Genomic DNA, 23,231 nt, shown 5'->3' with positions numbered 1-23,231 from the left:
GAGAATGAGAATGCTGAAACGTAGCTTACGTTTTTTAACTGCATCGATGCTATTAGTAGCTTTAGTAGGATGTGGACAGAGAGAGGCCGTAAAAGATGCCGCACAATATACGAATGAAATTAAAGACATCAACATTCCTGATGATGTAAAAATTATTGGTTTTGGGGAAGCAACACATGGTAATATCGAATTTCAAACATTAAAAAAAGATGTATTTGAAGCGATGATAAAAAATGAAAATGTCCATGTTTTCGTTTTAGAAGGAGATTTTGGTGGGGCCCAGCAGATAAATCAATTTATCGAAAACGGTGTCGGAACGGCGGAGGAAGCTATAAAAGCGTTAGACTATGGCATCTACAAAACAGAACAAATGGTAGAGTTTGTGCAGTGGATGCATGACTATAATCAGACAGTTGATGTTCAAGATAAAATTTACTTTTATGGAAATGATATGCAACGCTATGATTACAGCAAAAAGGGGTTACTTGATTTTTACGCCAAGGTACATGCTGACAATGCACGAAAATTCACGACTAAGCTAGAGCATGTTTCCAACAAAACGATGAGAGATTTATCGGATAGTCAGCTACTTGAGCTTGATAAAACCATTGATACAATAATCAACGATTTACAATCAAACAAAGCGATGTATGAGAAAAAATCTTCAAAGGATGAATTCGCATTTGCTGTTCAATATGCGCAAATTATGAAGCAGCGTACGCAATTATTTTTAAATGATGGTAATTATATGAATTTACGGGACGAATATTTAGCTGAAAATTTACAATGGATTGTTGAATATGAAGCAACACAAGGTCATGATAAAGTATTAATGTCTGCTCATAATGGTCATATTGAGAAAACTTCTGCTACGATGGCAGGCTATCAATCGATGGGGCATTATTTAAGTGAGATATATAAAGATCAATATTTTGCGATTGGCACAGACTTTGTGAAAAATACATTCCAGGCACAAAATGGGTCTGGAGCACGAAAGGAATATACGATTGAGCATCACAATGCTTTAGTGGATGCCTTTAGTGACATTGATAATAACATCTTTTATGTGGATTTTGAAGCTGCCAAACAATCGAAGGAGCTGGCGAATATTCTTTCCAAAAAGCAAAGAATGGGCAATATCGGCGATGATTTTCGTCCGTGGTATAAGCTGACACAAATGCTGTACACCATTAAAATGACACCTGAGGAAGCTTATGATGGTCTCATCGTTGTGCAAGAAGCAACACCAACAAAAATAATTGATTAAGCTAAATTTAGCAACCTCCATCAAAAAATCTGTTTCCTTCTCCATTATGATAAAGATGAGGTGAGTAACATGGAGTATAGTCAAGCGACACAAAGAACTATTGCCTATATCGAGGAGCAATTGATGGAAGAAATTTCTTTTGAATGTCTTCCTAATACTGCTGGCTATTCGAAGTACCATCTAAGCCGAATTTTTAAGCAAGAAACGGGAATTACGATTGGTGAATATATTCGTATACGTCGGCTAGCTATGGCAGCGAGTTATTTGATGTACTCTAATGTATCGATATTAACGATTGCTGTTACACTTCAGTTTCAATCACAAGAGGCTTTTACAAGAGCCTTTAAAGAAGTTTATGCTTTACCACCAGGGAAGTATCGAAAAGTAATGCAATCATTAAATATGATGGAGGAGGAACATTACATGGAAACAGTTGAACAGGTTAAAGGTTGGGTGTTGAGTGGTGCTAATCCAGAATTGTATAAATTTCATACAGATGACAAGGTATTTCATTCAGGGAAGCGTTCAGGAGTATTGTATTCCACAACTGCCTCAGCAAATCATGGTCAATTTGCTACAATGATGCAGGGTTTTCAGGCAGCTGACTATAAAGGGAAACGCTTGAAAATGTCATGCTACTTAAAGACGGCAGATGCTACAAAGTGTGGTGCATGGATGCGTATTGACAATGGTACAGGTGATACGATTCAATTTGATAATATGGATCAACGCCCTGTGACAGGTTCTACTGAATGGAATCATTATTCTATTGTCTTAGACGTACCTGAAGAAGGTAATTCCATTTATTTTGGTGTGTTACTAATTGGTTCGGGTAAAGTCTGGGCAGATGGCTTCCGTTTTGAAGAAGTTGACAACAAGGTACCCTCAACAAATATGCTTACTCAGGAACATTTATCAAATCATCCTACTAATCTAGACTTCAGTATGGAGTGAATCAGACAGCACTGACAAAAGTGCAAGATGACTTTTTTGAATAACGTATTGATTACCTCTAATTTGTTAAAGATAACAAGGAGGAGGTGTGAGACGATGGCACAAGAAATTCTTTGTGAAGTCAATAACTGCACATTTTGGGATTCTGGTAACAAATGCACAGCTGAAAAAATTTATGTTGTCAGCCAAAAGGGACAACATGCTTCCAACAGCGAGGAAACAGACTGTAAAACATTCGAACCTGAAACGCATTAATGCCAAAAGGGTAGCCATGTATATGGTTACCCTTTTTCCCTGTCTTTATTAATAAATATCTACCTTTTCTTTGTTAAATAAAAGAGCATGGGCATTTTTTACTTTTTCTTCTACATAATCCAGTGAGTATTTACCAACAGAATCTGTTAAATCCCCAATTGCCCGCGACAAGTTATCAATAATCGGAATTAATTTGTGCATCTCTGTGCGATGCTTTTCTTTGTGCATCTCATCCATAATTTCATATGCAAGACGTTGAATCTTCCTTAGTCGCAATTTCTCAGATTGCATTGAATCCTCCTTATTGAACCAATTTATGATGTCTAATTATATGAGCTACAATAAGGTTTCATGAATAATGTGCTTTAGAAATAATTGCTCGTGTTATGAAGGGCTAGCGCAATTTCCCTTATGCCAACATCAATCTTGGATTCGTCTATATTCGATACATTTAGTTTGATAATACGTTCCCGATAAAATGCATCTAAATAATTGCGTTTAATAGGATCTAACAAAATATTTTGTTGTGCCAAATGATCAATAATCTTAGAAGTATTCACCTGTCTCGGTAGAATGATATGGCTATGCATACAGATTTCCTTAGAGGATTGATAGTCTGCCAGATGAGTTGCTATAGATTGTTGAAGTTGATTTGCTCGGCTTGCATAAGCTTCACTGACTTTCTTCTGATAACGTTCAAACATACCACTTTTCAAGTAGAGCTCTAATGCAGCTTGGGAGATCATGGAGCTATCAATATCAGTGGTATTTTTATACTGTTGAAAGGTATTAATCAAAACATTTGGTAATACGGCAAGTCCGATACGTAAGCCAGGAAACATAATTTTAGAAAAGCTTTTTAAATAAATAACCCGATCCTGTGTATCCTCCGTAAATAGGGGATCTATTTTTGTATTTTGCTCAAAATCCGCTAAATAATCATCTTCAACTATATACACATTATATTTATAGGCAAGTTTTCGTATTGAATCCTTTTCTTTTTTACTATAGGAAGTTCCTAGAGGGTTGTGCAGACGTGGCATCGTATAAAAAAACTTTATGTCGTGTTTACTAAAAATGTTTTCTAGTTCATCTAAATCAATGCCATCCGTTGTTCTTTTGATGCCCATTGCCGGAAGTTCATAGGTTTTTAAATAATCCATATACAAATGATAGCTAGGTTGTTCCACTAAGATCGTTGAGCGACCATTTGGAAAGGGCATTATACTTAGCAAGGATAGAGATTGTTGGACACCTGAAGTAATGAAAATATTTTCTTCCTTTGTAAACAGTTGATAGCTTGTTAATAGTTTTTTTGCTTCCGCTATTAATGACGGTAGGCCTTTTGGTGTCCCATATCTAAATAAATCTGCTTGGTATGTGTCGATGGCCTTATTAATACAATGCTGAAAATCTTGATAAGGGAATGCATGCCAATTGGGCGAAGATGTAGCAAAATCTATGTAATTTTTCATTTTTGGTTGGATGGGCAGTTGATGATCAACAACATAGTAGCCACTTTTAAGCATTGAATAGATAAGATGCTGATCCTCCAGTTTTTTTAAAGATGCTAAAATCGTACTCTTACTACAGGAAAATTGCTGTGATAACTGGCGAATCGAGGGGAGTTTTGCCCCTGCTTGAAGTGAGCCTGTTTGGATCTGAGTCAGGAGCTGAGAATAAATCCATTCGTATTTAAGCATACATAACCTCCAGCACATCTGTATCGGTACAGATGTGTTTTTTTTATATCGTCAATAAGTTCTCTATTTAATACGATAACTATACCGGCCGGAATGTTTAAAGAAGGAGTACGATCCTATGTCAGAAAATAGAAATGCCTATATAGCAGCAATAATTTATGCATTTGTCATTGGGCTCTCATTTATGTTTGTGAAAGTTACGTTGACTGTAGCAAGTCCTATTGATATACTTGCACATCGTTTTACTTTTGCATTCATCGGTATTGTTATAATCATGGTAATGACAAAAAATAAGCTAATAATGAACATGCAGGACATACTAAAAATATTACCGTTAGCCATCTTGTATCCAATTGCTTTTTTTACGTTTCAAGTGCTTGGACTTGCTAAAATTTCCTCATCAGAGGCGGGAATTATTCAAGCGACAATCCCTATTTTTACATTAGCATTGGCAGGTTTATTGTTAAAGGAAAAAGCTACTCGGGGTCAACTTGTATCTGTAAGTTTGTCCGTACTTGGTGTCATCTATCTGTTAATGATGAATGGAGCAAATACTACTACAGGAAATGTCATAGGAAGTGGATTTATTTTACTATCAGCGATTGCGACATCACTTTATAATATTTTTGCTAGAGGGCTTACCAAGAAATATTCTTTACTAGCATTAACATATGTCATGACATTGTGTGGATTTGTTATTTTTAATGGAATGGCTCTTGGAAGTCATATGATGAATGGAACACTCAATGAATTTTTTAAGCCATTAACACATGCTCATTTTGTCTTCGCTATTTTATATTTAGGTATACTATCTTCACTTGGTACATCCTATTTATCTAATTATGCTTTATCTAAATTGGAAGCATCTAAAATGAGTGTCTTTAGCAATTTTGCAACACTTATTACTATTTTGGCAGGGGTCTTATTTTTACAGGAAGATTTCCATCTATATCATCTTATTGGTGGCATCATGATTATTATTGGTGTGATAGGGACGAATTATTTTGGGGGGAAATGTAGAACAAGTGAGATAATGAATAGGAACATTTAAATCGGAGCTATTTAGTAAACGGGGTATAATAATCGTTTATAAATGACTTTCTAAATTAGGAGATTTTTATGGGGAAAATTTATGTCATTAGACATTGTCTAGCACAAGGACAATCACTAGATGCACCCTTAACACAGAAGGGAATAGAGCAAGCAAATAGTTTAGCTGAATTTTTCAAGAATCTAAAAATTGATCGAATTGTATCTAGCCCTTTCTTACGAGCAATCCAATCCATTGAACCATTAAGTAGCAGAGAAAGTATAACGATTGAAATTGATGAACGTCTTTCGGAGCGCCTTTTAAGTACTATAGATTTTCCAGATTGGTACGAAAAATTACAGGCGACATTTGTTGATATGGATTTAAAATATGATGGTGGAGAATCCAGTAATGAAGCGATGCATCGAATTGTAGACCTTGCAAAAGATGCATTTGCTCAGGATGTTGATAATACATTAATTGTGAGTCATGGCAATATCATCTCTTTGCTACTGAAGTATTATGATAAGGATGTTGATTTTCACTGTTGGAAAAATTTAAGCAACCCAGATGTTTTTCTACTAAGCCCTAAGCATAATGGAGTAATGATAGAGCGAATATGGGATTCCCCGTATAATGAAGGCTAATATTAAGTGGTATGGTAGGAATTGTTTCTTGCCATACCTTTTATAGTGAAGGAGAGTATGATGGAGACGATATTAAAAGAAATTTTAAGATGGGTTAAACAAGCTGATAAAAAAATCATAATCGGCATTTCTGGTCATGGAGCTGCTGGAAAAACGACATTTGCCAAAAAACTTATACATGCTTTAGATCAAGATGAAGTGAATTATTTAAATACTGATCCGTATATTGTGGATTCGGATATTCGCAAACAATCAATACTTGAATATACATATCAAAATGAGCATCATCGTTTTAAAATGACGGCTTGTCATCCCGCTGCTCATCATCTACCATCATTGGAGCGAGATGTTCAGATGATAAGAGAAGGACTCGATTTAATGACAATCGATACACATTATATGAAAAGTGCATTAATTTCTTCAAAAAAACAGATCACGATAGTAGAAGGAATGTGTGTAGCATTTATAGATCCGCAGTTATTCGATTTAAAGATTTATTTTTATACGGATGGGGCTACAGAACTTAAAAGAAGATCAGATCGTGATGTGCTTGAAAGAGGGACAGATATAAATTATTTAAAACAATCACATGATGAGCGACGTATTCAATATGAATTATTTATGCATCCACATTGCCAACATTTTGATATGGTTATTAAAACTCAGGATGATGAAATCCTTATTGAAAAAAATACACTTGTAAAATAAATGAGGGCCTTCTGCACTTTGAGTAGCGGAAGGCTCCTAACTTTAGTATTGAAATTTCACACGAACAGTAGCATCAATAGCAATTTGTCCCTGTTCTATAGGCGTGATTCCCGAGGATACAGCCATAGAGCGATAAAGGATAGGTGTGTTAGCCTGCTCTTCCACAATCTCTACAGGGAGTGGCTGCAAAGGCAGGTGCATAGTTTCTGCTATTGTTTTCGCCTTCAATTGAGCATTCTGTAGCGCTAAACTTAATGCTTGCTGATAGTAAGCATCGGTATGGTCCATTTTGAACTGAATATTGGTTATTCGATTTGCCCCATTTTCTACAGCCGTATCAATGATTAAGCCCAAATCATTGGTATCCGAAACGTTGACGGAAATGGCGTTGACTACTTCATAGCCATTAAAAATTTGTTTGCCATCTTCGAAATTATATAGTGGTGTGATTGTATAACTAGCAGTTTGAATTTGTTCTCTTGGAATACCAAGTGCGATAAGTGATTGCATAACTTCATTCATGATTGCCGCATTTTCCTGTTGAGGACCTTGTACATGGTTGCCCTGTGTTTGGACTTCAATTTGTAATTGTACAGAGCTTGGTGTAGCCATTACCTGTCCATAGCCGATTACAATCATAGTACGTGATGGATGATGTGTTTGTTGATTGACCTGTGCATAGTACATCTAATACCACCTTTCATAGGTTATATAATCATGCTATGCAAAAATATTTATGATTTGTTTATTCTTTTTAAAAATTTGTCATGGAGCTTTGTGAATAGAAGTAAAGCTAAAATAGCTCCCAGCAAGGCTAAAAACATGTCCCATTGTGCATCCCATTTATCTCCCTGCATGCCTAAAAAATCCTTTGCTCCTTTACTTCCCTTCGAGATTCTTGTGCTTAACCATTCAATGATTTCATAAAAAGCAGCAATTGCGAGCAGAATACTGATCGTAATACCTGTAAGCCAAGCTCCTTTTGTAAGTGGTGTTTTCCTGATTAGTATTTCCCTTATTACGATGGCTAATAAACCTTTTAAAAAATGACCAAACCTATCATAGTGATTACGTTGTAAATGAAATTCATCTTTTATCCAATTAAAAAAAGGGACTTCCGAATAGGTATAATGCCCACCTATAAATGTCAGGATCGACAAGAGAGCGATAATAAAATAAGAAAATGTGGTAAAGCGAAATTTATGATAAATGCAAACAACGACTGTTATTGCCACAATTCCAGGACTAACTTCAGCTAGCCAATCTAAATAGGAGGACGGCTTTATAACAGACCAGATGAAAACAATTAAAACAATAATAAGTAATGTGGCGTGTATTTTAACATGTTGCCTACTATTCATACTAACAACTCCCTTTGTCCAACAGTATGGGAAATGGGGAAATTGCTTATTCAAATAGTTAGCAAACAAAAAAGAAAAGCGTCTAGTTGACGCTTTTTTAGCCAATTAGATCATTTTTAAAAGTGCCTCTACACCAGTCATTCCTTCTGTAATACCAAGCTGTTCTGCTTCATATGTTACAGATTCTAATGGAGCTGTTAATAGCTCGTCAATTGTTTTCACGCCTACTGCACGACCAGCAATAATTTTTCGATCAACTAAGCGACTATTTAATAGGCCGACATCTAAAGCACCACACATAATGTAGCCTGTATCATTAGAAATCGTTAGTAATGTTGTTTTAGGTAATTGAACAACTACTGCAGTGAAGAAATGCCCTTTAATCATAATAGGTTCAATTGTCACCATTGAAATCACTCCTTTTCTCTATATACATATGGTGAAGGCTAGCAAGGTGTTCGACATTTTCATGAAAAAAAAACTAAATATGTTGCTAGATGTATAAGGATGAAAGGAATTAGGGGAAGCATCGGAGGTACTTTTTAACAAAAAGGAATCTACTCAAATGAATAGATTCCTTTTATCCTTTCTTATCTTGTATAAGAAAGCAAAGCAGTTTCTTTAAATTTATGTAATGCATTTGTTGCCTCACGTTTAGAACTATACTCAAACATGCGATAAGTGTTTTCTTCAAATACTGTAATAATCCACATATATGTCATCCCCTTTATTGTGTTGCATAACATTTATATATTTATAATAACTGTTATATATCAGATTTGATTTAATTTTACATCAATAAATAAAAAAATAAAGTACTATTCAAAGATTTTCACATATTGTTCAAAATTATAAAGAACGTTTAAAATTTTTTTGAAATAATTAAAAGGAGAAAACAGACAATCCTTCACAAGTATATTTCCGGGTAATTCGTAAATAGTAAGTTGACGGAGTTCTGTGATTTCGGACTTGGGAGGTGATGCTATGACACGTAATTACGTATTCATTTTTATGGTTTTCTTTTTAATCATCTCGGGATTTTTAGTGCAGGAAGGCTACGCAGATAGAGGTCGTCCTTATTATGAGGAGACAGGTGAAGTTGTTTGGGATATCAAAACAGAGGATAAAATTGTTGCACTCACCTTTGATGATGGTCCACATCCTAAATACACAGCTGCTGTGCTAGATTTATTAGCAAAATATGATGCAAAAGCCACCTTTTTTATTATTGGAAAAAATGCAGAAAAATATCCAGAGCTTGTTTTACGTTCTTATACAGAAGGCCATGAATTAGCAAATCATACGTATACACATCCATTTAAAGTTTCCATCAAAAAATTGCAAGAGGAGCTTCAACAGACAAATGACACGATTTATAGTATTACTGGTTTTTCCCCAATTTTATTCCGTCCCGTTGGTGGAAATTACACGGATGCTATGATTAATGCTGCTGTTAAGGACGGCTATAAGGTAGTAATGTGGTCCTGGCATCAGGATACGCAAGATTGGAAAGAGCCTGGTGTAAGGAAAATTGTGCAAAAGGTAATGAAGGGAACAAGGCCTGGAGATGTTATTTTATTTCATGATGGTGGCGGGAACCGTACACAAACAATTCAAGCACTAGAAGAAATACTACCTGCATTAAAAAAGCAAGGCTACACATTTGTTACAATATCCGAGCTGATTGAAAGCAAACAGCAACAAGAACAAGTTCAATAATGAAAAATGAGCCATCTCAAGAATGTTTGAAATGGCTTCTTTTTCACTTAAATAAAAGGTTTGAATTAGAAGAAAATAATTGGAGCTAGCGCAATACCTAAAATTGTTCCTAGAGCAATTCCATAGCCAAAACCTTCTCCTCCAAATCCCCAAAACCCTAAACCATAACCACTATATCTTCTATCAGGTAGAATCCATACCTGTCTTCTATCTACCCTTGTGATTTCTCCAACATGTACTTTACCAGATGAATCCGAGATTCGAACACGTTTACCATGATATTTACAGCAAAGACTATAAGCATCAGCTGGATTCACACATATCCCTCCTTTCATTGTCATTACAAGCTAATATATGCGATTTGATGCATTTATCACTAGCCGATTGTCTATTCAAGACATATGCTGTGAAGAGGTGATAATATGGCAGTTGTGTCAACGGATAAGTGGTTAGATGAATTTGTAAGTGCTAGAAAATCAACTAGAAAGGATGAGCGAACAAGCTTACAATGCTCGATTCTTTGCGGTCGATTAGTCAAACTATTTCGAGATGGGCTTCCAGAAGAAATTCACTATACATTACAGCAACAGGGTCTTTTTTTACCTCATGAGGAAGTCGATGTTGAAAAATTAAAGAGGCAAAAAGTATGGGCCAGTGTACAGCAGGAGTTCCTATACTTACAGAGGAAATGGAATGGCCCATCAATACCAATTTATATTTTCCCAATTACTCAGCAGCAAACGATAACCAATAAAAATGGTGTCGCTTATCCTCATTCGCTTTTTTTATTTGTGGGTGATTTAGAAAAGCAGGAGCTTCAAGCATTATTTGCTCATGAATATAACCATGTTTGTCGTATACACATATTAAAAAAAACTTTAGATGATATGACTTTATTGGATTCTCTCATTTTAGAAGGCTTAGCAGAAGATGCGGTGAAAGATTTATACGGAGAAAGGTGGATTGCTCCTTGGTTACAATCCTACTCAGAAAAAGAACTTTTAGCTTTATGGGAGCATCATTTTTTACCGAATTTACAACTTCAAGGAATCAAACAACATCATCCATTTCTATACGGGGGGGCCCTTCCACCTTGGATAGGCTACTGTATAGGCTACAAAATTGTGCAGTCGTATAAAATGAACCATTTATGCCAACATCCCTTATTCATTTCAAGCCAAGATTTACTTACTGGTTCGAATTTTCCGCTACAATAGAGAAAAGGAGTGATTGTTGTGTCCAATGAATTAAAAAATATATTATTACCAATTGTAGACTCATCAACAAGGGTGCTCATTGTTGGATCCATGCCAGGAAAACAATCGTTAGAGAAACAGCAGTACTATGGCAATCCACGCAATCACTTTTGGCCTATTATGGGTGAGTTATTACAGATAGCGATTCCAAATGATTATACAGAGAGAATAGCCTTATTAAAAAACAATGCAATCGGTCTTTGGGACACGATTGCAACTTGTGAACGTGAAGGAAGTTTAGATGCAGCGATACGCAATGAAAAGCCCAATGATTTTCAAACCCTTTTTGAACAATACCCTAATATTCAATTAGTGCTTTTTAATGGAGCGAAAGCATTTGAGGTTTTTAAAAAGCATATTGGCTTAGGGCTTCTAGAAGGACGAGCCTATAAAAAAATGCCATCAACAAGTCCAATACCAGGGAAAAATATTAAAACGTTCACTGAAAAGCTAGAGGACTGGCAGATTATCCAATCCTATTTAACCTAATCAACAGGGCGAGATTAGCGTGATGAAGTAGCTGCTTTGGGTTGAATACTATTCCTTGTGCTTTTAAACCATTGATAAAAGAGAATATACACAAGAAGGATTTCAATAGCATCTCCACCGTAGTACATGATCTTAGCACCTAGTTCTGCCTCAGTGGATGGTACATGATGAGGCGGATTTGCAAAAATAAATTTTGCCAATATGGCATGAGCAGCCAATGCTACTACTAATGTAAGGGATCGAAAAACATAAGAGTATGAATGTGGAGTAGGATCAATATAAATAAAGGCAATAGTAAACAAATAACCCGCTAGAAAAATATGGAGATGAATGAATACATACAATAGTATATGTTCATGCATCAAATTGAAAAGTGAGGTTGTATAGAGTAACCATAGGCCTCCTACATTTAGAATAGATGCAATAATTGGATGACGAATAAAACGAACATACGGATTTTTTAGTAGTCGAGAGAGAATACGTGCCCTGTTTACTGGTAAGGTTCTTAACAGCAGAGTCATTGGTGCTGCTAAAGCCATAAGTAATGGTGCCAGCATGCCAAGCAATAAATGTCCTATCATATGTGCGTCAAAATGAATATGACTAAGAGCAGCCAATGGGCCGATTAATGTAATCAGAGCACAGACATTTCCAACAATCCAACAGATAGTACGGAAATGAGGCCATTGTTTTTTATGTTGATTCGAAATAATAACAGCGAGGATATAGCCTATAAGAGCTAGAACAAATGGCAAGGCCAGTAGAAGCTGAACCATAATAGGAAAGTTTTGAGCATGAACATCGTGAGAATGCAAGATGCGCCACCTCCTATTGATCTTTTTGATTTGTTTGGAGCAGTAAGACAATACCGATAATTATTAATAGCGCCGCCAATATGTTCCAAACGATATCATAGGGAAGTATTTCAACATTGTAACGAATTTGGTGAAGTTTCATGAATTTATGTTGTATAATTCCATCGTAAAGCTGAAATGAGCCTGCTCCAAGAAAAATACCGCCTAGCCATCTTTTTAGCCAAAACCCATGTTTTCTATTTAGATCAGCCAATAAAAAAGCAGATCCAATGGTAGCAAAAAAGCTGAATGCATGAAATAAACCATCTGAAACTAGTCCAATAGCTGCTGTAGACTTATCATAGAAATGATGCCAGTGTAATAATTGGTGAAAAATCACCTCATCTATAAATGCAACAACCCCAAGCCCAAATAAAATCCCAGTCCACATGTTACGCTGCTTATATTGAAAGCGATTTTCATGCTGATGTTTTTGTTCTTCATACATATTGGTCATATCCAATCCTATCACCTCAAGCTGATTTTCTTTTAGTCTACCCCTGAGATGAGCTCTTAAACAAATATCCCTCAAAACAGTCGTTTGTCAGAGGGAAGTAAGGATGATTGCCAGCTATTATAGTAAGAACCAGCAGGACTGTAAAAGAATTTGAAATGATGCTTCTCAGCTAATGCACGGCTTTTTGATTCTTCTTCAAAACCAATTGCCATCACCTGTGTACCAAATTTATTGCGTATGTGGACAAGCTGTTGCATCATATCGAGTGACCATTTATCTTTTCCTACCACAGGATACGAAAAATCCTCCCACATAATAAAATCAATATATGGTGCTGTATAATCGGCGAGTGTTTGAAATCCCCAATTTTGAGCAACAGATATATTTGGATGTCGTTTTTTGATTTGTTGGATAAAAGATAACATGGCTTCATTTTGCCACTTTTGTTCATCTTCAGGTAAATAGGAATTGATATTACCAACCGTATCTAAAAACACACCGTCTAAGCCTTTCTGAACAATTTGCTGCTCTATTTCTGCTAGCAAAATGTCTTGATAGTGCGTAGAAGTCAAATCCATTAAAAAAGAATCCCATTTGGCAAAATACATTCTTTCACCCTGTTTGTCTCGATAAAAATCTTCTTCCTTTAATTGTTGATAGAGTGCTGTATTCCATTTGTCTGCTTCCATCACATTAATATAGCCGTACACTAAAGTACCGCTTTTTTGAGCATTGACGATATACTTTTGCTGCATTTCAAGAGGTTCTACAATCACTAAATCTAACTTCGTCATGCTCTTGCCAATGGCATCGTTGCCTTTATCTAAGTAGTATGTGTAATCTTTCACATCAGCAAGCTTTGCTTGAAAATTTATGGAAGAAGAGACTGAATTTTTAGCAAGCAGCATCCACATACTACCTGCGATAAGCAGGGCTAATAAGAGTATCAATAATTTTTTCATAAGTACTCCTTTTTGAAGGATTTTCCTTCCATTATACAATAATAGGAACTAGGTTACCTTTGGTAAATGGGCAATGGCTCAACGGTGAATCGCCCTTTTACATATATTGAATAATGTAAAAGGAGGGTTTGTGTGTATAATAATCCATTTAGAGAAGATAATTTTAGAAGACCTGGTGGTTGGGGAGGTTATAATGATTTTGAAACAACGTCATTTGGGCCAACTCATTTCGGCCCCCCTCCCGCAGGACAAATGCCAATGAGTACACCACCAGGTTTTTCACCACCAATTCCTGCTTGGCGAGAAGGTTCTAGTGGTATACGCTCCTGTTTATTTAGAAATACGTATATTTGGATGAATAGTGGTAGAAGTTTTTGGTTTTTCCCAACAGCTGTAGGAAGGGAAATCATTGCTGGCTTTAGATGGAGTCGAAGATATGGCTGGTATTTCCGTACCATTTCTAGAAACCAAATTCGTTCCTATGAATGTTTTAGATAGACTTAGCTCAAGGTATGGAGTTTTATTTTTAAAAAAATGATGTTACAATGACGATAACGATGAATGAAGGGAAGATGGGTGGCTAATGAATAACTAATCTTAATTTTTGTATAGGAAATTTTATATTTCACGAACAACAAAAATAGGATTAGTCTGCCCATTTTTCATAATAATTGCTTTATATTCGCAAACCACTGCCGATATTTAGCTACTCCAAAGCTTGTTTTCACAATAATTTTGGAGCTTATTTGTGTATGATATTGTAGCGACTAATCCTTCCAAATGAATTGGAGGGATTTTTTTGTCCCTCCAACTGGAGAGGATGGATAGTATGAAGGAACTTTTAAAATTACAGGATGTACGTTATGAAATAAAGGATATGTTGTTATTTGAGCATGTGACAGGCACAGTAAAAAAAGGCGAAGTCATCGGCATTATAGGGAGGAATGGTGCTGGGAAATCGACATTATTACAATTGATTCAAGGTACATTATCACCAACTATGGGAGTAATTCAGGGAGCACAGGCTTTAAAAATTACATTTGTTGAACAGGAGCTAGCTCATTTTGACAAACTAGAAGTATCCGCAAGAGAAGCTGATCTGCTGGCTAAGTGGCAGGTACCTAATGTGTCATTTGCAGCGTTAAGTGGGGGTGAAAAGCTGAAAATGCGTCTTGCAGAAGGTTTTTCCCAGAATGCTCAAATTTTATTACTTGATGAACCAACGAATCATTTAGATGAACGAAGTACCGCATTCCTCATCAGACAAGTACAAAACTATAAGGGGACAATCATCGTGGTATCACATGATCGCTATTTTTTAGATAAGGTTGCCACAAAAATCTGGTCTATTGAGGAAAAAAGCCTGATTGAACATGATGGCAATTATACAAGCTACATGGCTGATAGGGAACACCGACGATTAACACAGCAACGTGCCTACGAGAAGCAGCAAAAAAACATTGAACGAATTGAGGCTCAAATGTCGGAACTGACGTCTTGGTCACAAAAGGGCCACGCCCAGTCAACAAAACTGGAAGGTTTTAAGGAGTACCATCGTGTGAAAGCAAAGCGTTTAGATTCTCAGGTGAAATCTAAGAAAAAGCGATTAGAGGCTGAACTTGCGAAGACAAGAGTGGAAGCAGTGGAGCCAGAAGCAGAGATTCGTTTTTCTTTAGGCACGAATCAACGAGTTGGCAAGCGCTTACTGGAAATCAAGCATTTATCTTTAAAATTTGGTGAACGCATACTATTTAACGATGTGAATATTACGGCTCAATTTGGAGATAAGATAGCTATAACAGGAAAGAATGGAAGTGGGAAAACAAGCTTTTTAAAAGTTCTTTTAGGCAAGCTAGAAGCTGAGGGTGAAGTATGGGTATCACCAGCTGCAAACATTGGTTATCTGACACAGGAAGTATTTGATTTACCACTTGATCAGACACCAGAGCAATATTTTTATCAAGAGACATTTGAAGAGCGTGCTAAAGTGCGCAACTTGATGAAGAATTTAGGGTTTACACTGACACATTGGACATCTCCCATAGGCAAAATGAGTATGGGAGAACGCGTAAAGTGTAAGCTGATGGCTTATATTTTAGAGGATAAAAATGTTCTTATTTTAGATGAGCCGACAAACCATCTTGATCTACCTTCTCGTGAGCAGTTAGAGCATACTCTTACTCAATATAATGGAACATTGCTTGTCGTTTCACATGATCGATACTTTCTAGAAAAAGTCACGAACAGTGTTTGGGAGCTTCACGGTCAGCACATCAAGAAAAAGTGGACAGAAGTCACACCGAATAAAGTGGATGATACAGCGGCTCTCCGTTTAAAGCTTGAAACGGAAAGACAAGAGATTTTAGGCAAACTGAGCTTTCTAACAGTAAAAGATAAGGACTACACCATGCTTGATCAGAAGTTTAATGAGCTGACGAAGCGCATCAATGAACTTCGATAGCTGAAGCGTTTAAGTTAACCTTTTTCAGGGGAAAATATGGAGAGAAGGCATTTCTTAAATGGGGGTTAACATGTTGAAAAAGGTAGTATTTCTCTTTTTATTGTTAAGCATTTGTAGCTTAAGTGCTTGTGCTGAACGAAATAAGAATGCACAAGAACATGAGATTGAAACAAGTACATCTGTAGCACTGTCTAATAATGATCAAATTGATACGGTTCAAGCAACTGAAGCTCTTCAACAAATAAAGGAGCAGATACATTTCAATGTTCCAATAAAAATGCCAACAACGTTACCTATTGCAGAGGGTACATTTTTATCAGCTACAGCAAGAACACAGGGCGACCAGGTTGAAGTTATTTTTTATGAGAGCAAAGAGAATATGCCAATTAACGATATTCGATTAAAGAAATCAGCGACTGTTATTGGAAGATTGCTGGTCAAGAAATATAAAAGTGTGGAAGGTGCAAGCACACAGATAGCATTTGATAATTTTAATCAAAATGGCGGGCAAGAGGTTGATCTTGGTTACAATATAAAAGGTTATCAAGATGCAGGCGCTGGTTCATTATGGACTGGTTGGAACGAAGGGCGATGGGCAATTGCCACTCATACACGAACTGATAATCCTGATGCAGGTGTCAAACTTGCTAAGCAGGCAGTAGCGTATTTAGAAAACCACATGCTGCCTATTCCAAGGCAATATGGCATGGCTCAGCTAGATGTCTATCAATCAGGTAATTTAATTGTGTGGCAGGATGAAAAGCTTGTTTACACACTGGATTCAATCAAAGATCCTTTAAAAGCACTAGCAATTGCTACAGCCTTTTATCAATAATAGAAATCCTAGAGTAATGCTGCTCTAGGATTTTTTGTATTATTTTACTTTATACTATTCAGCATTTTTTGGTATTCGCTGAATCTTTGCTGCCATTCATCCATTGGGAAATATTGATGGTCAACGCCATTTAGTAGATCTTTTAACATATCAAGACAAATATGCCATCCTGCTAAATCCTTCGGTGTATGCTCTGTCAGATTTTGAAGTGTCTCCACTAATACCAATAAAGAACCCTTTTCAGTAGAAAATAATTCAAATCTCACCGTATCTGTTCCCCAACCAAATCCTAATACTTCTTTCTCAACATAATCTGTGATGGTTATTTCCTCAAAATTACCTGTTCCATCATTCATATTAAAATGTATTTTCCCGTTCTTACGTAGCTCAATGATTTCTAAATTACTCATCCATTTTTGTAGGTTTTCATTGTTAGTCATAGCGGCCCAAACGGCATCTATTGAATATAGTAATGGCCGTTTGAATGTAGCAATATGGTAATTTGATTGTTTTTCAATAGTAGCTAGCACAGACATCCTCCTAATGATAAATTGCTTGAAAAAGTCTAGTGATGCCTAGTTCAATTTCATGCTTTTGTAAATGACCATAGCCAATAATCAATCTGTTATTATATTTTCCCTTTTTAATTGTATGATCCTCTACTGGGTAAACCTTTACACCAAATTGTTCTATTTTCACTAATAAGTTTCGGGTAAAATCAATCTTCTCAAATTCTGCAACTAAGTGCATACCTGTAGAATAGCCAAATATTTTTATGTTATGTGAAAAAGTGGATTGTAAACATTGAATCAGAAAATCACGTTGGCTTTTATAGAACTTCTTCATTTTTGTGATATGTCTTTCCATATAGCCCTCCTGTATAAAGCGAGAAAGGATAAGCTGGTCTAAGGAAGGTGTATGTAAGTCCGTAAACCATTTTAATTGACGGCATTTTTCAGTAAGCTGTGTTGGAAGGATAATGTATCCTATTCTTAATGCGGGAGAGAGAATTTTACTAAAAGAACCGATGTAGAGAACTAGCTCTGGATCTAGGCCCTGTAAAGAGCTAACAGGTGGCCCTTCGTAGCGAAACTCACTATCATAATCATCTTCTATTAAAAAGCAATGATTCTTTCTAGCATACTCAATTAATTGAATTCTACGCTGAATAGGTAAGGTACTTCCTAAAGGAAATTGATGAGAGGGAGTTAGAAAGACAAGTTTAGGATCTATATTATCTGGTAATAGGCTTGTTTTCATCCCGAAATCATCTACTGGTACCGGATAAATGGTAGCACCAGAAGCTTTAAAGATAGTTTGAATATCATTCGTTATAGGATCTTCCATAATAGCAATATCATTAGATGACAGCAATAATCTCGACACAAGCATCATTGCCTGTGTCGCACCAGATGTAATAATAATTTGCTCTGGATGACATTCAACGCCCCTTGTCCTTAATAAGTAGTGGGCAAGAGTATGCCTTAATTCTATGCGCCCCTCTGGAACCCCGTATCCTAATATGGAGGACTCACTATCGTGCCATAGCTGGTTACTTATCCTCGCCCAAGTTTTACGAGGAAACAAGTCGAGTGCTGGAATACCCGAGCGTAAGTTTACAACCTCTTTCCCTACTATTGGATCTCCTGCTTTATTTGTAATAAGAGGTTTGGTCTGTTGTGGTAACAATGTGCCTTCTGCAACAAATGTACCAGCTCCTCTTCGTGCAATTAAAAATCCTTCGGCAAGTAACTGATCATAAGCTTCTAATATGACATTTCTTGATACTTTTAATTCTACTGAAAGCTCTCGTGTTGATACTAATTTTTCTCCTGCCTGAAGTTGTCCACTTAAAATTTTTTCCCGTATTTGCTGATAGATTTGACGATTTAAAGGAATATCTAATGCTCGATCTATAGGTATCCATAACATTTTACATACCTCCGATTTGAAAGTGGTACCTTTAAAATCACTTTAAAGTGGTTCTACAGTTACCAATTTTATCATGATAAAGTACTTACCAATACCGAAGAGGGGGAATAAATATGAAGAAAACAGAAGAATTAGTGATTCAGGCCTTAAAAGCCGCGGCACGAGACGAGCGCTTGAAATATGCGGTGCAGCAATCAACAGAGCTCTACCCATTATTATGGAAAGCAGCAAAAAGGTATGTAACAGGAGAAAAAAGAGAGGATGCCATCGCTGCTGCACGTAATTATCTTAATGACAATTATAATATCTCCATTGAATATATTGGGGAAAATACAACCAATTTAAGGGATTGTCAAAGAGCAAAGGATGAGCTTTTACAAGTAATTGAGGAAATGGGGATTTTATCTTTGAAGCAAACAGTATCTTTCGATTTATCTCATATAGGTCTTTCTATTAATGCTGAGATAGCTTATAAGCATCTTGAAGAGCTTACACAAAAAGCTCAGCAGTATGGAATAACTTTGATGATAAGTATGGAAGAATCCTCTAAGACTAATGATATTATCACTCTTTACAAAAAAATAGCAACGGAGTATACAAATGTTGGAATTACATTGCAAGTGCATCTTTATCGTACAAAGTTAGATTTACAAGAACTTATGCAATATCCAGGGAAAATAAGACTTGTTAAAGGGGCTTTTCAAGAGTCTGTCGATATAGCCATGATCAGATCAGAAGAACTGAACAAGCATTATCTTGATTATGTTGATCAGTTAGTAAATGCGAATCATCTGTTATCAATCGCTACACATGATGAAATGCTTATTCAAGAGATAGAGCGACGTCAATATCTTGATAACTCAAATGTTGAAGTTGAGATGCTTTATGGTGTACGCCCTACATTACTCAATGAATTAAGAAGGAAAGATTATCGTTGTAGAGTATATTTAACGTATGGAAATGAGTGGTACTTATATCTTTGCCACCGAATTGCTGAAAACCCTGAAAACCTATATTTAGCAGTAACCGATATTATTAATGAATCCATGGAACGAGTAGTATAGAAAAATGAATAGGTGGATCTGGAGTAGTGGGAAAGTTATTGTGGCGATGAGTATCGTTGGTAGTTCAGTTGTTGCGGGCAAATTGGTTGTTCAAAGTTTTCCAATTTTCTTAGCTAATGAACTAAGATTTCTTGTGGCTGCAATTATTTTGATTCCTTTGTGGATAAAGATAGAGGGATTTTCAACATTAAACAGAAAAGAGTTAGTAGCGATTTTTTTACAAGCGTTATTAGGAGTGTTTTTATTTAATCTATTAATGCTCCATGGTCTTTCAAAAACGACTGCTATGGAAGCTGGTATTATTACTGGTACTCTGCCAGTCTGCACGGCATTCCTATCCTATTTTATTTTGAAGGAGAAATTAACGAGGAATATGGGTATTAGCATACTTCTTGCCGTAGTGGGAGCTATCCTTATGAACATTGCTAACCATTCTACTACTAACCATTATTCAACTTCATTATTAGGCAATCTATTCATTTTAGGTGCAGTATTCTGTGAATCTTTATTTATCATCATTGGTAAGTTAATTTCTTATCGTATGAGTGCTCTTACAGTCTCAACTATGGTTAGCTTATTTGGCGTCATATTATTTTTCCCATTTGCTGTAGCTGAAAGCAGATATTTTGAATTTAAAGAAATATCAGCTGCAGAGTGGGGATTAGTATTGTATTTCGGCATTGTTGTAACCGTCATAGCGTTTCTTTTGATGCAACAGGGTCTTGCAGTAATTTCAGCATCTTGGGCAGGTGTACTTACTAGCTTATTGCCAATTAGTAGTATGATTTTATCTTCTATTCTATTGGATGAAAAAATAACTAATCTTCAGGTCTGTGGTTTTTTCTTAATTATAGCTGCCATCTATTTACTGTCAAAGCAGAAAAGGATAGAGAACTAGTGATTTATAAAAAGTTAATTATCGGATAATATTGTGAAAAAAGGAGGGGTGAAGATGACACATCAACAAGCATTGGAACATTATATCCAAGCAACAAATACCCATGATTTTAATCAAGTAAAGGCTATTTTGCATCCACAAGCAATTTATTGGTTCTCTGATAAAACATGCACAACAACAGAGGAGATTGAGGCTTATTTCAAGCATGCATGGAATGTCATTAAAGAAGAGGTTTATTCAGCTACTGATGTAAAATGGTTAACCGTTGATGAAACGACGGCTACCTGTCTTTATACATATCACTATGAAGGCTATCATAACGAAAAATTTGTATCAGGTAGCGGTAGAGCAACTAATATTTTTACATTAGTTAACGATCAATGGAAGGTAATTCATGAGCATTTGAGTAGTGGTCATTAAATTATTTTCAATGTAACTTGAACAAGCAACAATATAATAATCAATGTTAGTAGTGTTTTGGCTATTTTTAATGGAATGTATGGGAGCACTATAAGACCTAATTGGGAGCCTATAATGGAGCCAACTGCCATAGCAATTGCATAGTGCCATTGAATAAAGCCAGTGTGATAAAACACAATAAATGCTCCTGTACAGCTCCCGAAGAGGAGTACTCGAGTGAGCTGTATAGCCTTTATGTAAGTATGATGAGTACGTAGATAGTGTAAGATGCTAAATGTCGAAGAGCCAGGGCCGAAACCACCATCATACATAGCGATGAAAAATGGTTGCCAAAAATGAGGTGCTTGATGTTCTAGCGAATCAGGAACTTCCGTCCATGCCTTATTTTTTAAAGTTACGACTAAAGCCAAAAGAAGTAGTACACAGGCCATATAGTTCATAGTTTGCTCAGACAGCGAAACCGCTAAAAGTGAGCCGCAAATCCCCCCAACAATAGCAAGAGCTATATATTTGATGATAGATGTGAGATGTAGCTCCTTCTGATAGAGTAGATAAAAAATACTGGATAAAGACGAAATGCCTGTCGAAAATTTGTTTGTGGCAATACTTGTTTGAATAGGGATACCGACAAGCATCATGGCAGGAAGTGTAATTAGTCCACCACCTCCCGCAAGTGTACCAATAAAAGCAGCTACCATTCCGATACATATGAGTGTTAAAGAAATGTTTGTATAGAAAAGTCCAACTAAGCTAAGTAGTACAAATAATAACAGCATGATCATTTTATTCATAAGCTTCTCCCTTTCTTTTATTAGCTTTAGGGTAAATGGTGTTAATGTATAAATCTAATATATAATTTTTAGTGATTTATAAATTTAATTTATATTAATGGAGGCTGACAGAATGAGGTTGCTTCAATCGGAGGAAGAGCTGAAGAACTTAATTGCATCTGATGACTGGGTGATGAGCATTTTATCCACAGTAGAAAACTTGCAACTACCAGATTGGTGGATATGCGCAGGAATTATTCGCTCAAAGGTATGGGATTACCTTCACAATAAGGAGGAAAGAACACCAATTGCTGATATTGATGTGATATATTTTGATAAAGAAAATTTAGCAGAAGAAGTAGAGAAGCAGTATGAGCAAGAACTGAGAATGTTATCTCCAAACGAGCCTTGGTCCGTGAAAAATCAAGCACGAATGCATGTCCTAAATGGTAGTAAACCATATCAGTCTGCTGTTGATGGAATCTCTCATTTCCCAGAAATCCCAACGGCAATTGGAGTAAAATTATCAGATGGGGTACTAGAGATTGCAGCACCGTACGGTATTCATCTTTTAGGAGCAGGCATAGTAGAGCCAACATCGTTTTACCTAGAAAATAAGTATGCCTATGCGATTTATCGTCAAAGAATACAGCAAAAACAATGGCATTTATGTTGGCCAGAATTGAAAATTCATCTTCAATAAAAAAAGAAAGAGGGGGAACAATTGCAACAAGATAAAACCTATGTCATTAAACACTATATAAAATCTTTAGATTGGATAGATAATTTACGAGGGTTATCTGAGGCACAATGGCGTATGCCCATTGAACCTGGGAAATGGTTGGTTGCAGAGGTAATTGGGCATCTTCCTCCATGGGACAAGTTTGTGCAAAATTACCGAATTCCTTTTCTCTTTACAGATGAGCGTCTGCCGAAAGGGCCAGATGTAGCACATTTGAATACGATGGCAGCTAAGAAAAGCCGTGAACAAACAATGGAGGAAACATTGAATGATTTTATTTCCACAAGGCGTCAATTATTGCAGGACATTCAGCAATGGACAGATGAGCAATGGCAACGGTCATTTAAAATTGGGCAGTCAGAAATGACTATAATCGACTATTTTGTAGGATTAATCAATCATGATTTACATCATTTTTCACAGATTCAGAATGTTATACATGTATAG

30 protein-coding genes are annotated in these 23,231 nt (G+C 36.3%); 17 read left to right on the top strand and 13 right to left on the bottom strand.

Annotated features, from left to right (window positions below; all coding sequences use genetic code 11):
• Nucleotides 1-10 precede the first annotated feature (10 nt).
• The 3 genes from NYE73_RS22875 to NYE73_RS22865 all read left to right on the top strand — a co-directional run bounded on the left by NYE73_RS22875 (nucleotide 11) and on the right by NYE73_RS22865 (nucleotide 2,476).
• Nucleotides 11-1,267: an erythromycin esterase family protein gene (locus NYE73_RS22875; RefSeq protein WP_259950501.1), complete on the top strand. Its 1,257-nt coding sequence runs from the start codon at nucleotides 11-13 to the stop codon at nucleotides 1,265-1,267.
• A 69-nt stretch (nucleotides 1,268-1,336) separates the two neighbouring features.
• Nucleotides 1,337-2,221, top strand: coding sequence for a helix-turn-helix transcriptional regulator (locus NYE73_RS22870; protein ID WP_048394047.1), 885 nt, complete (start codon nucleotides 1,337-1,339; stop codon nucleotides 2,219-2,221).
• Nucleotides 2,222-2,317: 96 nt separating this feature from the next.
• Nucleotides 2,318-2,476, top strand: coding sequence for a DUF1540 domain-containing protein (locus NYE73_RS22865; RefSeq protein WP_004231699.1), 159 nt, complete (start codon nucleotides 2,318-2,320; stop codon nucleotides 2,474-2,476).
• A gap of 48 nt (nucleotides 2,477-2,524) precedes the next feature.
• Here NYE73_RS22865 and NYE73_RS22860 read toward each other — a convergent pair whose 3' ends face one another.
• Both NYE73_RS22860 and NYE73_RS22855 read right to left on the bottom strand, forming a co-directional pair.
• Entirely contained in the window at nucleotides 2,525-2,767 is a 243-nt protein-coding gene (locus tag NYE73_RS22860) for a hypothetical protein (RefSeq protein WP_004231701.1), read from the bottom strand.
• Nucleotides 2,768-2,841: 74 nt separating this feature from the next.
• The gene (locus NYE73_RS22855) at nucleotides 2,842-4,179 is read right to left on the bottom strand and encodes an aminotransferase-like domain-containing protein (protein WP_054549673.1); all 1,338 of its coding nucleotides are present in this window, start codon (nucleotides 4,177-4,179) and stop codon (nucleotides 2,842-2,844) included.
• A gap of 118 nt (nucleotides 4,180-4,297) precedes the next feature.
• On the opposite strand from NYE73_RS22855, the gene NYE73_RS22850 reads away from it, so the two are divergent.
• The 3 genes from NYE73_RS22850 to NYE73_RS22840 all read left to right on the top strand — a co-directional run bounded on the left by NYE73_RS22850 (nucleotide 4,298) and on the right by NYE73_RS22840 (nucleotide 6,564).
• Nucleotides 4,298-5,230, top strand: a complete 933-nt coding sequence (locus NYE73_RS22850) for a DMT family transporter (protein WP_259950502.1) — start codon at nucleotides 4,298-4,300, stop codon at nucleotides 5,228-5,230.
• Between the two features lie 68 nt (nucleotides 5,231-5,298).
• Nucleotides 5,299-5,856, top strand: coding sequence for a histidine phosphatase family protein (locus NYE73_RS22845; protein ID WP_259950504.1), 558 nt, complete (start codon nucleotides 5,299-5,301; stop codon nucleotides 5,854-5,856).
• A gap of 60 nt (nucleotides 5,857-5,916) precedes the next feature.
• Complete coding sequence (locus tag NYE73_RS22840; protein WP_054549670.1) at nucleotides 5,917-6,564, top strand: uridine kinase family protein; 648 nt, start codon at nucleotides 5,917-5,919, stop codon at nucleotides 6,562-6,564.
• A gap of 42 nt (nucleotides 6,565-6,606) precedes the next feature.
• On the opposite strand, the gene NYE73_RS22835 is transcribed toward NYE73_RS22840, so the two are convergent.
• From NYE73_RS22835 to NYE73_RS22820, 4 genes are all read right to left on the bottom strand, one after another.
• The gene (locus NYE73_RS22835; RefSeq protein ID WP_048394056.1) at nucleotides 6,607-7,251 is read right to left on the bottom strand and encodes an SIMPL domain-containing protein; all 645 of its coding nucleotides are present in this window, start codon (nucleotides 7,249-7,251) and stop codon (nucleotides 6,607-6,609) included.
• Between the two features lie 47 nt (nucleotides 7,252-7,298).
• Nucleotides 7,299-7,925: a DUF2238 domain-containing protein gene (locus tag NYE73_RS22830; protein WP_103118945.1), complete on the bottom strand. Its 627-nt coding sequence runs from the start codon at nucleotides 7,923-7,925 to the stop codon at nucleotides 7,299-7,301.
• A 105-nt stretch (nucleotides 7,926-8,030) separates the two neighbouring features.
• Nucleotides 8,031-8,333, bottom strand: a complete 303-nt coding sequence (locus NYE73_RS22825) for a YunC family protein (protein ID WP_004231716.1) — start codon at nucleotides 8,331-8,333, stop codon at nucleotides 8,031-8,033.
• A gap of 182 nt (nucleotides 8,334-8,515) precedes the next feature.
• The gene (locus NYE73_RS22820) at nucleotides 8,516-8,638 is read right to left on the bottom strand and encodes a hypothetical protein (RefSeq protein WP_004231718.1); all 123 of its coding nucleotides are present in this window, start codon (nucleotides 8,636-8,638) and stop codon (nucleotides 8,516-8,518) included.
• A gap of 271 nt (nucleotides 8,639-8,909) precedes the next feature.
• On the opposite strand from NYE73_RS22820, the gene NYE73_RS22815 reads away from it, so the two are divergent.
• On the top strand, nucleotides 8,910-9,644 hold the full coding sequence (locus NYE73_RS22815; protein ID WP_259950506.1) for a polysaccharide deacetylase family protein: 735 nt from the start codon (nucleotides 8,910-8,912) through the stop codon (nucleotides 9,642-9,644).
• Between the two features lie 65 nt (nucleotides 9,645-9,709).
• Here the strand turns inward: NYE73_RS22815 and NYE73_RS22810 are convergent, their stop codons facing one another.
• Nucleotides 9,710-9,961, bottom strand: a complete 252-nt coding sequence (locus NYE73_RS22810) for a hypothetical protein (RefSeq protein ID WP_259950507.1) — start codon at nucleotides 9,959-9,961, stop codon at nucleotides 9,710-9,712.
• Between the two features lie 105 nt (nucleotides 9,962-10,066).
• On the opposite strand from NYE73_RS22810, the gene NYE73_RS22805 reads away from it, so the two are divergent.
• Together NYE73_RS22805 and NYE73_RS22800 are read left to right on the top strand one after the other, a co-directional pair.
• Entirely contained in the window at nucleotides 10,067-10,861 is a 795-nt protein-coding gene (locus NYE73_RS22805; RefSeq protein ID WP_066037961.1) for a DUF2268 domain-containing protein, read from the top strand.
• An 18-nt stretch (nucleotides 10,862-10,879) separates the two neighbouring features.
• Complete coding sequence (locus NYE73_RS22800) at nucleotides 10,880-11,389, top strand: DNA-deoxyinosine glycosylase (protein WP_066037962.1); 510 nt, start codon at nucleotides 10,880-10,882, stop codon at nucleotides 11,387-11,389.
• 14 nt (nucleotides 11,390-11,403) lie between these two features.
• Here the strand turns inward: NYE73_RS22800 and NYE73_RS22795 are convergent, their stop codons facing one another.
• From NYE73_RS22795 to NYE73_RS22785, 3 genes are all read right to left on the bottom strand, one after another.
• A complete protein-coding gene (locus NYE73_RS22795; protein ID WP_115673128.1) occupies nucleotides 11,404-12,204 on the bottom strand; it encodes a cytochrome c oxidase assembly protein in 801 nt (266 codons plus the stop codon).
• A gap of 13 nt (nucleotides 12,205-12,217) precedes the next feature.
• Nucleotides 12,218-12,700: a DUF2243 domain-containing protein gene (locus tag NYE73_RS22790; RefSeq protein WP_196333044.1), complete on the bottom strand. Its 483-nt coding sequence runs from the start codon at nucleotides 12,698-12,700 to the stop codon at nucleotides 12,218-12,220.
• Nucleotides 12,701-12,771: 71 nt separating this feature from the next.
• Entirely contained in the window at nucleotides 12,772-13,662 is an 891-nt protein-coding gene (locus NYE73_RS22785) for an endo alpha-1,4 polygalactosaminidase (protein ID WP_259950508.1), read from the bottom strand.
• Between the two features lie 132 nt (nucleotides 13,663-13,794).
• Between NYE73_RS22785 and NYE73_RS22780 the strand changes: the two genes are divergently transcribed.
• The 3 genes from NYE73_RS22780 (at nucleotide 13,795) to NYE73_RS22770 (ending at nucleotide 16,958) form a co-directional block, all read left to right on the top strand.
• Nucleotides 13,795-14,160, top strand: a complete 366-nt coding sequence (locus NYE73_RS22780; RefSeq protein WP_054549664.1) for a hypothetical protein — start codon at nucleotides 13,795-13,797, stop codon at nucleotides 14,158-14,160.
• 331 nt (nucleotides 14,161-14,491) lie between these two features.
• Entirely contained in the window at nucleotides 14,492-16,123 is a 1,632-nt protein-coding gene (abc-f, locus tag NYE73_RS22775) for a ribosomal protection-like ABC-F family protein (protein ID WP_257961876.1), read from the top strand.
• 70 nt (nucleotides 16,124-16,193) lie between these two features.
• Nucleotides 16,194-16,958, top strand: a complete 765-nt coding sequence (locus NYE73_RS22770; protein ID WP_231595682.1) for a hypothetical protein — start codon at nucleotides 16,194-16,196, stop codon at nucleotides 16,956-16,958.
• Between the two features lie 44 nt (nucleotides 16,959-17,002).
• Here the strand turns inward: NYE73_RS22770 and NYE73_RS22765 are convergent, their stop codons facing one another.
• The gene (locus NYE73_RS22765; protein WP_233436270.1) at nucleotides 17,003-17,494 is read right to left on the bottom strand and encodes an SRPBCC family protein; all 492 of its coding nucleotides are present in this window, start codon (nucleotides 17,492-17,494) and stop codon (nucleotides 17,003-17,005) included.
• Nucleotides 17,495-17,498: 4 nt separating this feature from the next.
• Nucleotides 17,499-18,890 (bottom strand): MocR-like pyridoxine biosynthesis transcription factor PdxR, encoded by a 1,392-nt coding sequence (pdxR, locus tag NYE73_RS22760; RefSeq protein WP_259950512.1) that lies wholly within the window; start codon nucleotides 18,888-18,890, stop codon nucleotides 17,499-17,501.
• A gap of 113 nt (nucleotides 18,891-19,003) precedes the next feature.
• Here pdxR and NYE73_RS22755 point away from each other — a divergent pair, with 113 nt between their 5' ends.
• From NYE73_RS22755 to NYE73_RS22745, 3 genes are read left to right on the top strand one after another with little or no spacing between them, the layout of a single operon-like run.
• Nucleotides 19,004-19,954: a proline dehydrogenase family protein gene (locus NYE73_RS22755; protein ID WP_259950513.1), complete on the top strand. Its 951-nt coding sequence runs from the start codon at nucleotides 19,004-19,006 to the stop codon at nucleotides 19,952-19,954.
• 4 nt (nucleotides 19,955-19,958) lie between these two features.
• Nucleotides 19,959-20,852, top strand: a complete 894-nt coding sequence (locus NYE73_RS22750; RefSeq protein ID WP_259950514.1) for a DMT family transporter — start codon at nucleotides 19,959-19,961, stop codon at nucleotides 20,850-20,852.
• Nucleotides 20,853-20,906: 54 nt separating this feature from the next.
• On the top strand, nucleotides 20,907-21,272 hold the full coding sequence (locus NYE73_RS22745; protein ID WP_066037968.1) for a YybH family protein: 366 nt from the start codon (nucleotides 20,907-20,909) through the stop codon (nucleotides 21,270-21,272).
• On the opposite strand, the gene NYE73_RS22740 is transcribed toward NYE73_RS22745, so the two are convergent.
• Nucleotides 21,269-22,063, bottom strand: a complete 795-nt coding sequence (locus tag NYE73_RS22740) for a sulfite exporter TauE/SafE family protein (protein WP_259950516.1) — start codon at nucleotides 22,061-22,063, stop codon at nucleotides 21,269-21,271. The genes NYE73_RS22745 and NYE73_RS22740 overlap by 4 nt on opposite strands.
• Before the next feature lie 112 nt (nucleotides 22,064-22,175).
• On the opposite strand from NYE73_RS22740, the gene NYE73_RS22735 reads away from it, so the two are divergent.
• Both NYE73_RS22735 and NYE73_RS22730 read left to right on the top strand, forming a co-directional pair.
• On the top strand, nucleotides 22,176-22,745 hold the full coding sequence (locus tag NYE73_RS22735; protein ID WP_259950517.1) for a nucleotidyltransferase family protein: 570 nt from the start codon (nucleotides 22,176-22,178) through the stop codon (nucleotides 22,743-22,745).
• Between the two features lie 21 nt (nucleotides 22,746-22,766).
• Complete coding sequence (locus tag NYE73_RS22730; RefSeq protein WP_259950518.1) at nucleotides 22,767-23,231, top strand: DinB family protein; 465 nt, start codon at nucleotides 22,767-22,769, stop codon at nucleotides 23,229-23,231.

This window comes from Lysinibacillus sp. FSL K6-0102 (genome assembly GCF_038003545.1).
In the GTDB taxonomy this organism is placed as follows: domain Bacteria; phylum Bacillota; class Bacilli; order Bacillales_A; family Planococcaceae; genus Lysinibacillus; species Lysinibacillus capsici.
This window is presented reverse-complemented; position numbering and strand designations above follow the sequence as displayed.

Excerpts from the sequence above, each read along its gene's own strand:
- NYE73_RS22875 (WP_259950501.1), top strand. The coding sequence starts at position 11 with ATGCTGAAACGTAGCTTACGTTTTTTAACTGCATCGATGCTATTAGTA.
- NYE73_RS22870 (WP_048394047.1), top strand. The coding sequence starts at position 1,337 with ATGGAGTATAGTCAAGCGACACAAAGAACTATTGCCTATATCGAGGAG.
- NYE73_RS22865 (WP_004231699.1), top strand. The coding sequence starts at position 2,318 with ATGGCACAAGAAATTCTTTGTGAAGTCAATAACTGCACATTTTGGGAT.
- NYE73_RS22860 (WP_004231701.1), bottom strand. The coding sequence starts at position 2,767 with ATGCAATCTGAGAAATTGCGACTAAGGAAGATTCAACGTCTTGCATAT.
- NYE73_RS22855 (WP_054549673.1), bottom strand. The coding sequence starts at position 4,179 with ATGCTTAAATACGAATGGATTTATTCTCAGCTCCTGACTCAGATCCAA.
- NYE73_RS22850 (WP_259950502.1), top strand. The coding sequence starts at position 4,298 with ATGTCAGAAAATAGAAATGCCTATATAGCAGCAATAATTTATGCATTT.
- NYE73_RS22845 (WP_259950504.1), top strand. The coding sequence starts at position 5,299 with ATGGGGAAAATTTATGTCATTAGACATTGTCTAGCACAAGGACAATCA.
- NYE73_RS22840 (WP_054549670.1), top strand. The coding sequence starts at position 5,917 with ATGGAGACGATATTAAAAGAAATTTTAAGATGGGTTAAACAAGCTGAT.
- NYE73_RS22835 (WP_048394056.1), bottom strand. The coding sequence starts at position 7,251 with ATGTACTATGCACAGGTCAATCAACAAACACATCATCCATCACGTACT.
- NYE73_RS22830 (WP_103118945.1), bottom strand. The coding sequence starts at position 7,925 with ATGAATAGTAGGCAACATGTTAAAATACACGCCACATTACTTATTATT.
- NYE73_RS22825 (WP_004231716.1), bottom strand. The coding sequence starts at position 8,333 with ATGGTGACAATTGAACCTATTATGATTAAAGGGCATTTCTTCACTGCA.
- NYE73_RS22820 (WP_004231718.1), bottom strand. The coding sequence starts at position 8,638 with ATGTGGATTATTACAGTATTTGAAGAAAACACTTATCGCATGTTTGAG.
- NYE73_RS22815 (WP_259950506.1), top strand. The coding sequence starts at position 8,910 with ATGACACGTAATTACGTATTCATTTTTATGGTTTTCTTTTTAATCATC.
- NYE73_RS22805 (WP_066037961.1), top strand. The coding sequence starts at position 10,067 with ATGGCAGTTGTGTCAACGGATAAGTGGTTAGATGAATTTGTAAGTGCT.
- NYE73_RS22790 (WP_196333044.1), bottom strand. The coding sequence starts at position 12,700 with ATGACCAATATGTATGAAGAACAAAAACATCAGCATGAAAATCGCTTT.
- NYE73_RS22785 (WP_259950508.1), bottom strand. The coding sequence starts at position 13,662 with ATGAAAAAATTATTGATACTCTTATTAGCCCTGCTTATCGCAGGTAGT.
- abc-f (WP_257961876.1), top strand. The coding sequence starts at position 14,492 with ATGAAGGAACTTTTAAAATTACAGGATGTACGTTATGAAATAAAGGAT.
- NYE73_RS22770 (WP_231595682.1), top strand. The coding sequence starts at position 16,194 with ATGTTGAAAAAGGTAGTATTTCTCTTTTTATTGTTAAGCATTTGTAGC.
- NYE73_RS22765 (WP_233436270.1), bottom strand. The coding sequence starts at position 17,494 with ATGTCTGTGCTAGCTACTATTGAAAAACAATCAAATTACCATATTGCT.
- pdxR (WP_259950512.1), bottom strand. The coding sequence starts at position 18,890 with ATGTTATGGATACCTATAGATCGAGCATTAGATATTCCTTTAAATCGT.
- NYE73_RS22755 (WP_259950513.1), top strand. The coding sequence starts at position 19,004 with ATGAAGAAAACAGAAGAATTAGTGATTCAGGCCTTAAAAGCCGCGGCA.
- NYE73_RS22750 (WP_259950514.1), top strand. The coding sequence starts at position 19,959 with ATGAATAGGTGGATCTGGAGTAGTGGGAAAGTTATTGTGGCGATGAGT.
- NYE73_RS22745 (WP_066037968.1), top strand. The coding sequence starts at position 20,907 with ATGACACATCAACAAGCATTGGAACATTATATCCAAGCAACAAATACC.
- NYE73_RS22740 (WP_259950516.1), bottom strand. The coding sequence starts at position 22,063 with ATGAATAAAATGATCATGCTGTTATTATTTGTACTACTTAGCTTAGTT.
- NYE73_RS22735 (WP_259950517.1), top strand. The coding sequence starts at position 22,176 with ATGAGGTTGCTTCAATCGGAGGAAGAGCTGAAGAACTTAATTGCATCT.